Annotated in this window: 13 protein-coding genes; 7 read left to right on the forward strand and 6 right to left on the reverse strand. The window is 67.7% G+C overall.

Annotation, left to right across the window (positions count from 1 at the left end; translation table 11 throughout):
* Positions 1 to 104: 104 nt before the first annotated feature.
* The gene (locus A9G05_RS23805; protein WP_069563307.1) at positions 105 to 1037 is read left to right on the forward strand and encodes a LysR substrate-binding domain-containing protein; all 933 of its coding nucleotides are present in this window, start codon (positions 105 to 107) and stop codon (positions 1035 to 1037) included.
* Between the two features lie 44 nt (positions 1038 to 1081).
* Here the strand turns inward: A9G05_RS23805 and A9G05_RS23810 are convergent, their stop codons facing one another.
* Positions 1082 to 1291, reverse strand: a complete 210-nt coding sequence (locus tag A9G05_RS23810; RefSeq protein WP_044413549.1) for a cold-shock protein — start codon at positions 1289 to 1291, stop codon at positions 1082 to 1084.
* Positions 1292 to 1583: 292 nt separating this feature from the next.
* Between A9G05_RS23810 and def the strand changes: the two genes are divergently transcribed.
* Both def and A9G05_RS23820 read left to right on the forward strand, forming a co-directional pair.
* Positions 1584 to 2123: a peptide deformylase gene (gene def, locus A9G05_RS23815; protein WP_069563308.1), complete on the forward strand. Its 540-nt coding sequence runs from the start codon at positions 1584 to 1586 to the stop codon at positions 2121 to 2123.
* Positions 2124 to 2154: 31 nt separating this feature from the next.
* Entirely contained in the window at positions 2155 to 3693 is a 1539-nt protein-coding gene (locus tag A9G05_RS23820) for a ComEC/Rec2 family competence protein (protein WP_069563309.1), read from the forward strand.
* 1 nt (position 3694) lies between these two features.
* Here the strand turns inward: A9G05_RS23820 and A9G05_RS23825 are convergent, their stop codons facing one another.
* Together A9G05_RS23825 and A9G05_RS23830 are read right to left on the reverse strand one after the other, a co-directional pair.
* The gene (locus A9G05_RS23825; protein WP_044413557.1) at positions 3695 to 4030 is read right to left on the reverse strand and encodes a DUF2025 family protein; all 336 of its coding nucleotides are present in this window, start codon (positions 4028 to 4030) and stop codon (positions 3695 to 3697) included.
* Positions 4031 to 4170: 140 nt separating this feature from the next.
* On the reverse strand, positions 4171 to 4713 hold the full coding sequence (locus tag A9G05_RS23830) for a hypothetical protein (RefSeq protein WP_069563310.1): 543 nt from the start codon (positions 4711 to 4713) through the stop codon (positions 4171 to 4173).
* 224 nt (positions 4714 to 4937) lie between these two features.
* On the opposite strand from A9G05_RS23830, the gene A9G05_RS23835 reads away from it, so the two are divergent.
* From A9G05_RS23835 to A9G05_RS23845, 3 genes are all read left to right on the forward strand, one after another.
* Positions 4938 to 5738: a PP2C family serine/threonine-protein phosphatase gene (locus A9G05_RS23835; protein WP_069563311.1), complete on the forward strand. Its 801-nt coding sequence runs from the start codon at positions 4938 to 4940 to the stop codon at positions 5736 to 5738.
* A 17-nt stretch (positions 5739 to 5755) separates the two neighbouring features.
* Positions 5756 to 7294 carry a serine/threonine-protein kinase gene (locus A9G05_RS23840; protein ID WP_069563312.1) on the forward strand — a complete coding sequence of 513 codons (1539 nt, stop codon included), beginning with the start codon at positions 5756 to 5758 and terminating at the stop codon, positions 7292 to 7294.
* A 61-nt stretch (positions 7295 to 7355) separates the two neighbouring features.
* The gene (locus tag A9G05_RS23845; protein WP_069563313.1) at positions 7356 to 8216 is read left to right on the forward strand and encodes an FHA domain-containing protein; all 861 of its coding nucleotides are present in this window, start codon (positions 7356 to 7358) and stop codon (positions 8214 to 8216) included.
* A gap of 33 nt (positions 8217 to 8249) precedes the next feature.
* Here the strand turns inward: A9G05_RS23845 and A9G05_RS23850 are convergent, their stop codons facing one another.
* From A9G05_RS23850 to A9G05_RS23860, 3 genes are all read right to left on the reverse strand, one after another.
* A complete protein-coding gene (locus A9G05_RS23850) occupies positions 8250 to 8678 on the reverse strand; it encodes a DUF4019 domain-containing protein (RefSeq protein WP_069563314.1) in 429 nt (142 codons plus the stop codon).
* A gap of 54 nt (positions 8679 to 8732) precedes the next feature.
* Positions 8733 to 9131: a hypothetical protein gene (locus A9G05_RS23855; protein ID WP_256548484.1), complete on the reverse strand. Its 399-nt coding sequence runs from the start codon at positions 9129 to 9131 to the stop codon at positions 8733 to 8735.
* A 633-nt stretch (positions 9132 to 9764) separates the two neighbouring features.
* The gene (locus A9G05_RS23860; RefSeq protein ID WP_069563316.1) at positions 9765 to 11030 is read right to left on the reverse strand and encodes an OprD family porin; all 1266 of its coding nucleotides are present in this window, start codon (positions 11028 to 11030) and stop codon (positions 9765 to 9767) included.
* A 333-nt stretch (positions 11031 to 11363) separates the two neighbouring features.
* Here A9G05_RS23860 and A9G05_RS23865 point away from each other — a divergent pair, with 333 nt between their 5' ends.
* Positions 11364 to 12737, forward strand: coding sequence for a CSLREA domain-containing protein (locus tag A9G05_RS23865; RefSeq protein WP_069563317.1), 1374 nt, complete (start codon positions 11364 to 11366; stop codon positions 12735 to 12737).
* The last annotated feature ends 144 nt before the right edge of the window (positions 12738 to 12881 follow it).

Raw genomic sequence — 12881 nt, forward strand, 5'->3', positions numbered from 1 at the left:
ATGGCCGCAGAGGTGGGCCGGAAGGGCGGCAGGATGGCGAGCGGGCGCCTTGCATTCAAACGATGTTTTGTCATCATGCTTTGACTTCAACTCAAAGCCCCCCCATGCGTACACCATCCCTTGTCGCCCTGCGCGCCTTCGAGGTTGCCGCCCGCAGCCGCAACTTCACCGAGGCCGCCCATGAGCTGTCGGTCACCCCAGGCGCTGTCAGCCGGCAGATCCGCCTGCTGGAGGAAGAGCTCGGGGTCAGCCTGTTCGACCGTACCCGCAACACCGTCACCCTCAATGACAACGGCCGGCGCCTGGCTGCCACCGTGTCCCAGGCGTTCGCCCTGCTGGCCGAGGGGGCGGCGGCCCTGCGGAGCAGGCCCGAAGGGCCGCTGCAGGTCAGTTGTGCGCCCTCCATCGCCTCCCATTGGTTGATGCGCCGGCTCAACAAGTTCTCCGGCACCCATCCGGACATCGCCCTGAGCCTGGAGGCCACCGAAGAGCTGGCGGACCTGGAACGCGGCGAGGCCAGCCTGGCGATTCGCTTCGTCACCGAGGGCACCGCGCTGCCTGCCAGCGAACTGCTGTTCCGTGAGGTGTTCTTCCCGGTGTGCAGCCCGGCCTACCTGGAGGCCCATCCGGTTCGCGAGCCGGCTGATCTGGTGGGCGCGCGGCTGGTTCACGCCCATTGGAAGAGCGCCAGCAACCTGCGGATTCCCGACTGGGGGGACTGGTTCGAGCGCTATGTCGGCGCGCGTGTCGATACCTCGGCCGGCATCCGCTTCGGCCTGATCGGACATGCGATACAGGGCGCGGTGAATGGGCAGGGCTTTGCGTTGGGGTCGACGGCGCTGGCGGGGGATGACATCGCGCAGGGGCGGCTGGTGCTGCCGTTCGGTGAGGCGTGTCGCCTGCCGACACCCTGGGAGTACCGCCTGGCCTGGAGCCGGAAGGGGCAGCCCAGCGAGCGGCTACGCCGGCTGATCGATTGGCTGGTGGCCGAGGCTCGTGCCAGTACGCGCGTCAGCGAAGCCAAATCGCAGGCATGAAAAAACCGGCCCGAGGGCCGGTTTTTCCGGAAGACGGTCGGTGATCAGATCACTTGGACTTCGTCTGCCTGCATGCCCTTCTGGCCCTGAACGGCTACGAAGGAAACCTTTTGGCCTTCCTTCAGAGTTTTGAAGCCGTTGGACTGGATGGAGCGGTAGTGGACGAACAGGTCCGGGCCGTTGTCAGTGGTGATGAAGCCGAAGCCTTTCTCATCGTTGAACCACTTGACGGTGCCAGTTTGACGATCAGCCATTTGGAGTAACTCCTTGAACAAAGTTGACACGGCGAGGACTTTCCACGCCGGACTGAGCGCAAAGAGTACAAATCGAAGCTTGGAACATGGATCGATTTACGTCACACATGCAGCACAGTGGGCAACACCATACCCGTCATTTCGGGGATTGCCTACCGTTTTTTAGCGCGGCGTTGAAAGACCCGTTTGCGCCCCTCGGCGAGGTGCGTTGCAAAGCCGTTTCAACCCTTGCCAGCGGGCGCGTTTGCAGGCTTCATCGAGCCCCTCCAGCCACCGTTCCGGAATGCCCAAGATGATCCGCGAAATCCTCCGCATGGGTGACCCGCGTCTGCTGCGTATTGCCCCGCCCGTGCCTGACGAGATGATCGGCAGCGCCGCCCTCAAGACGCTGATCGACGACATGTTCGAAACCATGCACCACGTCGGCGGCGTCGGCCTGGCTGCCCCGCAGATCGGCGTCGACCTGCAACTGGTGATCTTCGGTTTCGAGCGCAGCGAGCGTTACCCCGATGCCCCGGCCGTGCCGCCGACCATCCTCCTCAACCCGGTGATCACGCCCCTGGACGATTCCCGCGAAAGCGACTGGGAAGGCTGCCTCTCGGTGCCTGGCCTGCGTGGCTGGGTGCCGCGCTACCGGGCCATCCGCTACCAGGGCATCGATCCTGACGGCCAGCCCATCGACCGCGCTGTCGAGGGCTTCCACGCCCGTGTCGTACAGCATGAATGCGACCACCTGATCGGCCGGCTTTACCCCTCGCGCATCGAAGACTTCACCCGTTTCGGCTTCACCGAGGTGCTGTTCCCCGGCCTCGATCCCACGGCCGACGACTGACCCGCCCAACACGCCCGGAAGGAGCCCGAGCATGACTGCCCAGCACGCCATCGCCGTCGACCTCGCCAACGTCTACGACAGCCCGGAACGCAACACGCTGCTCTACACCCTCGCCTGGGGGGATTTCGTCGAGGTGCTGGAGGTGACCGAGCGGCATGTGCGCATCGCCACCCACACCTACGAAGAGCGCCCCGACGGCAGCATCCTGCCCGTCGCCACCGAGGCCTGGCTGGTGCCGCCGCGCTCGGCCCGACGCCGCGACGGCAAGCCCCTGCGACCGGCCGACCTGGTCATGCCACGCACGGAAAGTCGGGTGCTCAAGGTCAACTTCGTCGACGTGCAGCAGGGCGATGGCGCGGTGATCGAGACCCCGGGCGGGCAGGTGATGCTGGTGGATGGCGGCGACAACCAGATGTTCGCCCGCTACCTGGCCGCTCGCTACCGTGGCTCCTCGGCCGAGGCGCCCAAGGTGATCGACTGCATCCTCGTCACCCACGGCGATGCCGACCACTTCTCCGGTCTGACCCAGATCCACCGCTCGGAAACCAACGCCGAACCACGCAAGCGGCTGTTCATCGAACCCCGGCGGATCTACCACAACGGCCTGGTCAAGCGTGCCGCCAAGGGCCGCAAGGAAATCGAGCAGCTCGGCCCCACCCGCCAGGCCGGTGACGCCCTGCTGGTGTCGCCCCTGCTGGACAGCCCCCTGGACGTACCGGCCGAGGTGATGAACACCGAGTTCCGCGCCTGGCGCAAGGCGCTGGAAGCCTGGTCCAGCCGGGCCCGCCAGCCCATCGAGTTCCGTCGCCTGTCCTTCGGCCAGCACGATGCCTTCGACTTCCTCCGGGAAGAAGGGGTGGACGTCCAGGTACTCGGCCCATTGCCGGTCGGCGAAGGGGCCGACGCCGGCCTGCCGTTCCTCGGTGCGCCACCCGCCGGACCCCGTGTCGGCCATGACTCGCTGGAAACCGCCCCCACCGGCTTCTCCGGCTACTCCGCCTCCCACACCATCAACGGCCACTCCGTGGTGTTCCGCCTGGCCTATGGCGGCTTCAGCTACCTGTTCTGCGGGGACCTCAACGACGAAGCCGGACGCACCCTGGCCCGCCAGCATGATGCCGGGCAGGTCAATCTGCGTTCCGAAGTGTTCAAGGTGCCGCATCACGGCTCGGCGGATTTCTCCGGCGCGCTGTTCAAGCGGGTGTCCCCGGTGGTCAACGTCGTCTCCAGCGGCGACGACCCGATGAACGAGTACATCCACCCCCGCGCCACCCTCATGGGCGCCCTGGGGCGGCATTCACGGGTCGAGGAGCCGCTGGTGTTCGTCACCGAACTGGTGGCGTTCTTCCGCATGGAGGGCTGGGCCCGACTGACCGATGCCCAGAAGGCCGAACGCCGTGGCGATTTCTACGCCTTCAGCCGGACCGCCTACGGCCTGGTGAAGACCCGCACCGACGGCCAGCGCCTGCTGGTCTACACCGACAGCGGCAAGGCCAACCTCAAGGAAGCCTATTGCTACCAACTGGACGAGGCCGGTGAGCCGCGCCCGGTGCCGGTGCTGAAGGCCTGAATCAGGCCTCCAGGCAGCCCCGCAGGCGACGCTCGGCGGTGATCTCGGGCAGGTCGCGGCGGCGCATGTACACCCGCAGCGGCTCGCTGATGTTCAGGCGCTCGTCGATGTTCTGGTCCAGCAGCAACTGGATCAGCTCGCGCTTGAGGGTCATGGTGTGGTCGGTGTGGGGCTGCCAGACGAATTCGCTGGCCGGCATGATGCTGTCGTTGTCCACGTCCATGCCGAAGGAGTCCTCGCTGAAGCGCACGATGTGGTGCCCGGTCTTCAGGTTGAAGCCGACGAAGCCCTGCAGCTGGTCGGCGGCGGCGCAGATGCCGCTGGAAGTGATGCTCATGGGTAAACCTCGCTGGAAGGTCCGCAGGACCGGATCGGGTCTACACGCGCAGGCGAAGGGCGCCGGTCTGGCGCCGGGCTCCGGGGGCGGATTGTGCCGCAGGTGTCGGCGAGGTGGGGCTGGGCGTATTGCCGCAGGCCTCAGCGCCCGCTGACCTGTGCCCCGGCCGGGTTGGAGCGGTCCACCAGGGTGTTGACCACCGCCAGGGCCTTCTCGAAGGACGGGTAGCCGCTCTTGGCCACGTCCAGGTCGGCGTAGCGCGCCCGGTACAGCTCCGCACGCAACGGGTCGGCCTCGGTGGCCAGGAAGGGTTCGGACCAGATCTTGTAGAGCAGGGCGATGGCGTGGGGGTGCTTGCGTGCCGCCGCCTTCTCCAGCAGGTCGAGCACCTCTTCCAACTGCGGGCCCTCGTTGATCAGCAGCACCGCCTGGTAGAAGGGCACCTCGCCGCGCATATCCCCCGGCCCCGCCCGCTTGAGCAGCGCGCCGGCCAGCTCGTAGTTCTCCGGGTCGCCTGCCGCGATCAGCAGCTTGGCCTGCAGCATGTCGTTCTGGTAGAGCAGCTTTTCGTCGCGGCAGGCCTCGCCGGAAAGCGGCTCGTCGCAGGACTGGCCGGCGCAGCCGGCGAGCAGCAGGGTCAGGCTGAGCAACAGGGTGCTGAAGCTGAAGCGGGTCACGCGCATGGGGCGTCCTCGGGTCCGGGTGCCGGGGTTGAGCGTTCGGCTGCACATGGCGGGGCCGGTTCGGCCCGGCCCCGAGGCGCAAGCATAGACGCCCGGGCCGCGCACCACGCGTGCGACAAAGCCTCGACTGTTTAACACTTGTGGGGCACGGAACGCGACAGCCAGCGTGGCTGCCGCCATCATTCAGGGTCGCCCCGACTCACCCGAGATCTCCGCCGCCGCCCATGCCCAGCACGCCCGCCCCCTCCGCTCCCGCCTACGCCGCCCTGTCCGTGGCCGGCCGCGTGCGTGAACACAACGAAGATGCCCTGCTGTGCAGCAGCACCCTGGGCCTCTGGGCCGTGGCCGATGGCATGGGCGGGCACCAGTGCGGCGAAGTGGCCAGCGCCACCGCCCTGGCGGCGCTGGAGCAGCACATCCAGGCCGGCGCCGACCTGCCCACGGCCGTACACGGCGCCAATGAAGCCGTGCTCGCGGTGGCAGCCGAAGGGGGCGAGGAGCGCCGCGGCATGGGCACTACCCTGGTCGCCCTGCACCTGCAAGGCGACGCCTACCAACTGGCCTGGGCCGGTGACAGCCGCTGCTACCTCATCGACGCCAGCGGCATTCGCCAGATCAGCCACGACCACAGTTGGGTGCAGATGCTGGTGGACCTTGGCCAGCTCACCCCCGAGCAGGCCCGTCAGGACCCGCGTCGCAACGTCGTCACCCAGTGCCTCGGCCGTGACGATCAGGCCCTGGAAGTCGGCAGCCGGGTCGGCCGCCTCGCCCCGGGCGAGCTGCTGCTGCTGTGCAGCGACGGCCTCAGCAACGAGCTGGACGACGCCACCCTGCACCAGGTCTGCAGCCGCTCGAGCACCCTCGAAGCGATGGTTGGCACGCTGGTCGAGCTAGCCAATTGCCATGGCGGCAGGGACAATATCTCCTGTATCGTGCTGGGCCTGCCGGCACCGGAGTCTGCTCCACCGGAGGCCCCGCCACGCGGCTTCCTCAGCCGATGGTTCGGCTCCCGAAAACAGCGATAAGCGCACCTTCCTTCCCTATGAACGACAGCTTGTTGGAGATACCCGGCTACAGCGTGCAGGGCCGGCTGGGCCGTGGCGGCATGGCCGAGGTCTACCTCGCCACCCAGGAATCCCTGCACCGCCAGGTGGCGATCAAGGTCCTGCAACGCCTGGATGATGAAGCCTTCGCCAAGCGCTTCATCAAGGAAGCGCACCTGGTGGCCTCGCTGCACCACCCCGCGATCATCACCATCCACGACATCGGTCGGCTCGCCGATGGCCGCCCCTACATCGCCATGGAGTTCGTCGCCGGTGGCGACCTGGCCCAGCACCGGGGCGAGCGCTTCGAGCCCCAGCGCGCGCTGACCCTCATCCGGCAGATCGCCAGCGCCCTGGTGGTGGTGCACGACAAGGGCATGATCCACCGCGACATCAAGCCGGCCAACATCCTCTTCCGGGAGGACGGCACCGCCGTGCTCAGCGACTTCGGCATCGCCAAGGAGCTGGCCCTGGACAGCGACCTCACCCAGCATGACGTCGCCGTCGGCAGCCCCGCCTACAGCAGCCCGGAGCAGGCCCAGTGCCTGCCCCTGGACCCGCGCAGCGACATCTACAGCCTGGGCGTGATCTTCCTCGAGCTGCTCATCGGCACCAACCCGTTCCGTGGCACCAGCTACACCCAGACCGTGCTCAACCACGTACAGATGGAGCCGCCGCGCCTGGCCGGCGCCCTGGAGCCCTACCAGTTCCTGGTGGACCGCATGCTCGCCAAGGACCCGGAAGAGCGTTTCGCCGACTGCCGCGTGCTGCTGGCCAGCCTCGCCGAACTGAACGAGAACGAGCAGGACCACACCCGCGTCACCCGCACCCCCGACCTCGCCAAGGGGGCCGGCCCCGCGCGCACGTCCCCGCGTCAGCCCGTGCCGGCTGCTGCCTCGGCCCGTCGCCTGCCCGCCTGGGGATGGGCACTGCTTGGCGTGCTGCTGCTGGGGATCGGCTCCGCCGTTGGCCTGCACCTGGTCAAGCAGAAGCAGATCCGCGACCTCCTGGCCCAGGGCGAACAGCGCCTGGCCGCCGGCCAACTGGCCAGCCCGGCCGGAGACAGCGCCGAAGACTTCTTCAACCGCGCACTCGCCCGCGAACCCGACAACGCCCAGGCCCGCGATGGCCTTGCCCGCGTGAAGCAGGCCCGCATCGAGGCCGCTCTGGCCCAGGGCGATGCGCGCCTGGCCGAGGACCGCCTGGTGCAACCCGAGGACGACAGCGCGGTCTACCACTACCGCCAGGCACTGGCCCTGAACCCGGACGAGGCCCGCGCCGAGCAGGGGCTCGACCGCGTTGCCGCGCGCTTCGCCCGGCTTGCCGACGAAGCCTACGGGCACCGCGAGTTCGCCCTGGCCCAGCAGTTCATCGAGGCCGGGCTCAAGGTCCGCCCGCTGGACGAACCCCTGCTGGCCCTGCAGGCCGGTCATGCCCAGCGCGTGCGCAGGGCCCAGGCCCGCGCCTCTGGCCAGACGGCCCGGCAGCAGCAGAGTGGCAACCCGGTCAAGCGTTTGTGGAATCGCATCTTCGATTGATGCGCGGGAACAGGTCAGCCGGGCAATCGGCTTGGCGCAACGTAAATCAAGGACTTCGGACATGCTCAGGATTCACTTCGCGGACAACCGCCAGGAACCCATCTGGCTGGCGGACGAGCGCTTCACCATCGGCCAGGACGAACGCAACCACCTGGTACTGAACGAAGCGGACGTCAGCCCCTTCCACGCCGAAATCCGTCAGGACCACGGCCACTACTACCTCTCCGACTGCGGCACCCGCAACGGCACCCTGGTCAACGGCGAGCGCATCGGCGCCCGCTACCAGTTGCGTTCCGAGGACCGTGTGAAGATCGGCGCCGTCGAACTGGTGCTGGTCGACCCGGCCAAGGTCAAGCCCAAGGCCGCGCCCACCGCGCGCTGGTTCCTGCAGGTGATCAAGGGCGAGAACGAAGGGCGCAAGTACCACGTCACCGGCTCCATGACCTTTGGTCGTTCGGTGAAGTGCGAGCTGTGCTTCAGCGACCTGGAGCTGTCCCGCCGGCACGCCGAGTTCTTCCTCAAGGACGACGTGCTGGAGATCAAGGACCTGGCGTCCGCCAATGGCGTCTACGTCAACCAGCAGAAGGTCGGCACCGCCGTGCTCACCCCCGGCGACCAGGTGCGCATGGCCTCGGTGACGCTGCTGGTGATCGGGCCCAAGGTGGACGTGCGCCAGGCGGCCGACGAGGACGCCACCCAGTTCGTGCGCGTGGTCGACCTGCCCAAGCCGGCCCCGGCGGCCGCCCGCGAGGTGAGCCAGCCGGCATCGGCCAACCCCCTGCGCGCCGTGGCCCCGGCTCCCGCCGAAGCGGCAGCCTCGGTAGCGGCCAATGAGGATGCCAAGGGGCGTCTGGTGCTGATCGGCGGCATCGTCATCGCCGTGCTGGGCATCGGCGCCGCCGTTGCCACGTTCGTGCTCTGACCCGCCAGGACCTCGCGCCCGTCGGGCGCGGGGTCAATCCACGAAGTAGCTCACCACCCGCCACTGGCCGTCGCTGTCGCGCATCGGCGTCACCGTCTCCGTCGCGCCGTCCCGGTGCTCGAAGTCGCTGCGGTACTGCAGGATCACGTATTCCCCGTCCGGCAGGCCCGGCAACTGCGTGGCGTAGCTGGCGCCCTGCAGCTCGCGCTGCTTGAGCGCCCCCAGGGGCGAGCGCAGGTCCACCGCCAGGGTCACCCACTCGTAACGGCTGGTGCTGCGGCGCAGCACGCTGGCCGCCTGCTGCCAGGTGCGGATGTAGTCCTCACGGTCGGCCACCGCCAGCCAGGCATGGGCCGCAGCCTTGGCCTGTTCGATGGCTCGGGCCTCCCCGGCAGCCTGGGCCGGGGTCAGGGCGCAGAGCAGCAGGCCCACCAGCAGCGGCAGGATGCCGCGTCGGTTCATCACGAAATCCTCCTTGAGACACCCGCCGACAGATGACGGGTGCGGGTTCCTGCCTCAGTCCTTCAGGCGCTCGTCACGTTTCAGTTGGACCATGTCGCCCCGCGTGCACTGTTGCGGCTCGGTGGAGGTCAGGTCATAGCAGCGCTGGCCGAAGCCCATGGGCCAGTAGATGATCGCGAACGGCGGCCAGAAGATCGACGCCACGCGGAAGCGCGCCCGCAGCTTGCCCTGCTGCACCGGCGCCCCGTCGGCGCGGGTGAGCTTGTAGGGGATGCCACCGCTGGCGGTCCAGAAGAACGGCCGGGTGGTGACCATGCCTTGCGGGTACTGCTCGGCGCGTTCGTAGACGGAAACCCGGGTATCGTCCGGGAGCTTGAAATAGGTGCGGGTGGAGCAGCCCCCTGCCACCAGGGCCACCGCCAGCAGGGCGGCCATGCGCGTGTACGTCTTCACTGCCAATCCTTTTCGGTACGACTGTCCAGGGCGGTATCGCCGCCGGGTGCGCATGGTGCCCGGATCGGCTTGATGGCGCCAGGCCATTAGTCAGCGGATGGGCAGCACCGGGCGTTTATGTGAACCGTTCGACGGTGTACTTGCCGTGCTCGAAACGTTGAGGCCTGGCTGGCTTTTTGCTCAAGGGCCTTTTCAGGGGATAAATCCTTCGCTTGCTCATCCAGAGATGAAGCGCACTCGGAATGCATTGGCCGGATCGTGGGGTAAGGCGGGGACAGCGCCCCTTCAGGAGGCCAAGCGGAATCGTCGTGAAACGCAGCGAAGCGAAGTAACAGCCGAAGGCTGGCCCGAAGGGCGAGCGGAGCGAGTAACGACGATGGAGTGAGGGGACCCGACGTAGTCGGGCGGGGACGCCTAGTTCGGATGCAGGGGCAAGTTTTCTGATTCCTTTTCACCGGGCTGGCGATCCAGCGACTGGAAAAGGGATTCGCCCGAGGGGGCGAAACAAAAAATATCCGCGAAGCTCGATTATCGGCTTGACCGCGAGCTTGCTCAGCCGCGACCTGAGCTGAGGTGGAGACAAACAAAAGCCCCGGCGCTTTCACGACGGGGCCTTTCGGAACGGGACGGGAATCAGAACACCCGGATCGGGTACTCCACGAACACCCGCACCTCGTTGCCATCGTCCACATAGCTGTTGACGTTGTTGGACGCCCGCAGCATCGAACCGCGCAGCTTCAGCTTGAGGTCCTTGGCCGGGCCCTCCTGCACCAGGTATTGCACCTGGTTGAAGATCTCGCGCTCCTGGCCACGGCCGGCCTGGCCGGCGTCGATGTTGTCGCCGCGCACGTAGGCCACGCGGTAGCTCAGGCCGGGGATGCCGTACTCGGCGAAGTCCAGGCCGTAGGCCACCTGCCAGGAGTTCTCGTCCTTGCCGTTGAAGTCCGACCAGTAGGAGTTGGCCAGCCAGATGGTGGTGCCGCCGTCGCCGATGTAGTCGGCACTCTGGTAGCCGCCGTAGAGGTAGCCGATGTCACCGCTGCTGCGCTGGTGGGCGAGGGTGAAGGCGTGCGCGCCCATGGCGTAGGTGGCCGCCAGGCTCCAGATGCGGTTGGTGCGGTTGTCGTCCTTGGCGAAGTCCTTGTCCAGGCGGGTGCGGTAGCCGTTGAAGTCCAGGGTCAGGGAGCGGTCCTTGGCGATCGGGTAGACGTAGTTCAGGTTCACGTACTGCTTCTTCAGCACGTCTTCCACGTCGGAGCCGTACAGCGAGGCGCTGAACTGATCGTTGAAGCGGTAGCTGCCGCCCAGCACGTCGATGCGCTTGAGACCGCCGCTGTCACGGCCTTCGGCACTCTTGCGGGCCTCGGCGGTGAAGTGGCCGGCGTTCAGCTCCAGGCCCTTGATCTCCTTGGAGGTGATCAGGGTGCCGGTGTAGCTCTCCGGCAGCAGGCGCGAATCGTCATAGCTCAGCACCGGCAGGGCGGGCATCTGGTCGCCGAACTTCACCACGGTGTTGGAGAAGCGCGCCTTGACCGCCGCACCGCCACGGGCGATGTCGTCCTGGGCGTGGCCGCTGTCGCCGGGCTTGAAGAAGTCGATGCCGGCCGCGCCGACACGGCCCTTGCCGCCATCCAGGCGCAGGCCGTAGAGGCCGAAGGCATCAACGCCCACGCCCACGGTGCCCTGGGTGAAGCCCGAGGTGAAGGTGCCGATGACGCCCTGGCCCCACTCCATCTTGTCCTTGTTGTGGTGCTTGTAGTCGCGGCTCATGTACGCATTGCGCAGCAGCACGTCGAGGTGGCTGTCTTCCACGAAGCCCTTGGCGGTGGACTGGTCATCGGCCAGGGCCGAAGTGGAGGCGGCGATGCAGAGGGCGATCAGGCTGAGCGTGTTCTTCATGTTCGGTGCGGCTCGGTTTTTCGAAAGGCGGCGATTCTGACCAAGTCGCCCAAGGGGTTCAACCCGCCGAAGGTCGCGTTTCACCCCTGGCGGCGTGGGCGTCTGCCCGTGGTGCCTGCCGGAGGCGGCCGCTCTGCCACGGGGTGTCCAGGCTGCGGATGACCTTTCGTCCGGCGCGCTGAACCCCAGGCGCGTTGCGCCGGTCGATCACCCTGCCGCATTCGGGCGGCACCTGCGGAGGCCCGGTCGTATCCGCACCCCTTGGAACCGGCAGGGCCTGGACGCTCACCTCGAACGGCGGCCGCGCCCTGTCCACGACACTCAGGACGGGTCATGCACATGCCACGTATCGCCTCTCGCCTCGGCGCCCCTTGCGCCGCACTGTCCCTTGCCTTTCTCGGCCTGCCGGCCGGCGCTGCCGACTTCATCGTCAACCAGACCGACGACCGCTACGACGGCGTCTGCGATGCCCACTGCTCCCTGCGCGACGCGATCTCCGCCGCCAACGCGCTGCCGGGGCCGGACCGCATCATCCTCCAGGCCGAAACCTACCGCCTCAGCCTGCCCGCCGGGCGCGACGAGGAGGGTGACGTGCTGGACGAGGACGACAACCTCAACGGCGACCTCGACATCCGCGACTCCCTCACCCTCGTCGGCCAGGGCCCCAGCCGCACCGTCATCAGCGGCAGCCCCGAGGCCAACGACCGGCTGATCGAAGTGTTCGCCGGGGCCCGCGTGGTGCTGGAGCGCCTGCGCCTCACCGGTGGCCACAGCTCCACCTACGGTGGCGCCCTGGAGAATCACGGCGAGGTGGTGCTGCGCCAGGTGGAAGTGAGCGGCAACCGCTCCACGGCCGCCTTCCAGCCCGGCAACGGCGGTGGCGTGGCCAACCACGGGCGGCTGGAGGTGCACCGCTCGCTGTTCGCCAACAATTGGGCGGGGGCCGGCGAAGGGCACTACGGCCTCGGCGGTGGCCTGTACAACGACGGCGACCTGCTGCTGCGCGACAGCACCCTGCTCGGCAACCGCGCCAGCGACGATGATGACGCCGGCTTCGGCGGCGGGCTCTACAACAAGGGCCGCGCCGACGTGGCGCGCACCACCTTCACCGGCAACGAAGCCAGCTTCGGCTCGGCCATCGGCAACGACGGCGTACTGACCCTGGCCAACGCCACCCTCAGTGGCAACCGCCAGCCCTACTACGGGCAGGGAACCTTCAACAATGGCCAGTACCAGATGGGGGGCACGCCGCCGCAAGCGCTGCTGGTGAACGTGACCGTCGCCAACAACAGCGGTGGCTACGGCCTGATCAACCTCGGCAAGGTGACCCTGCGCAACAGCATCATCGCCGGCAACCTCGACGAGGACCTGGCGACCCCGATGAACTGCGACAACCGGGGCGCCCAGGCGCAGTACAAGGCCATCGGCCTGCTGCTTGGCACCGGTCCGGGCAACTGCACGGGCGAGCTCTATGTGGAGCAGGCCGACGTGATGACCCAGGTCCTCTACCCGCTGGCGGACAACAACGGACGCACCCAGACCCACGCCCTGCGCCCGCACAGCCCGGCGGTGGATGCCGGCATCGGCACCTGCACCGCCCGTGACCAGCGCGGTTCCAAGCGCCCGCGTGACGGGGATGGTGATGGTGTGGCGCGCTGTGACCTGGGGGCGTATGAGCGGCCGAAGCCGTGGGTGGCGAAGCCCTGAGCGGGTGTAGAGAAAGGGGGGCGGGGCCTGCGAGGGGCTCGGTGCTTTTGGGGTGAGGAGACTACTTCTAGAAGGTCCAGCTGATTATCGAGTTCTGCTGGTGTTTCTTGTTTCGCCCTCCCGGGCGAGTCCCTTTTCCAGTCG

Origin of the sequence: Pseudomonas sp. ENNP23, assembly GCF_001728945.1 — a bacterium.
Lineage (GTDB): Bacteria > Pseudomonadota > Gammaproteobacteria > Pseudomonadales > Pseudomonadaceae > Metapseudomonas > Metapseudomonas otitidis.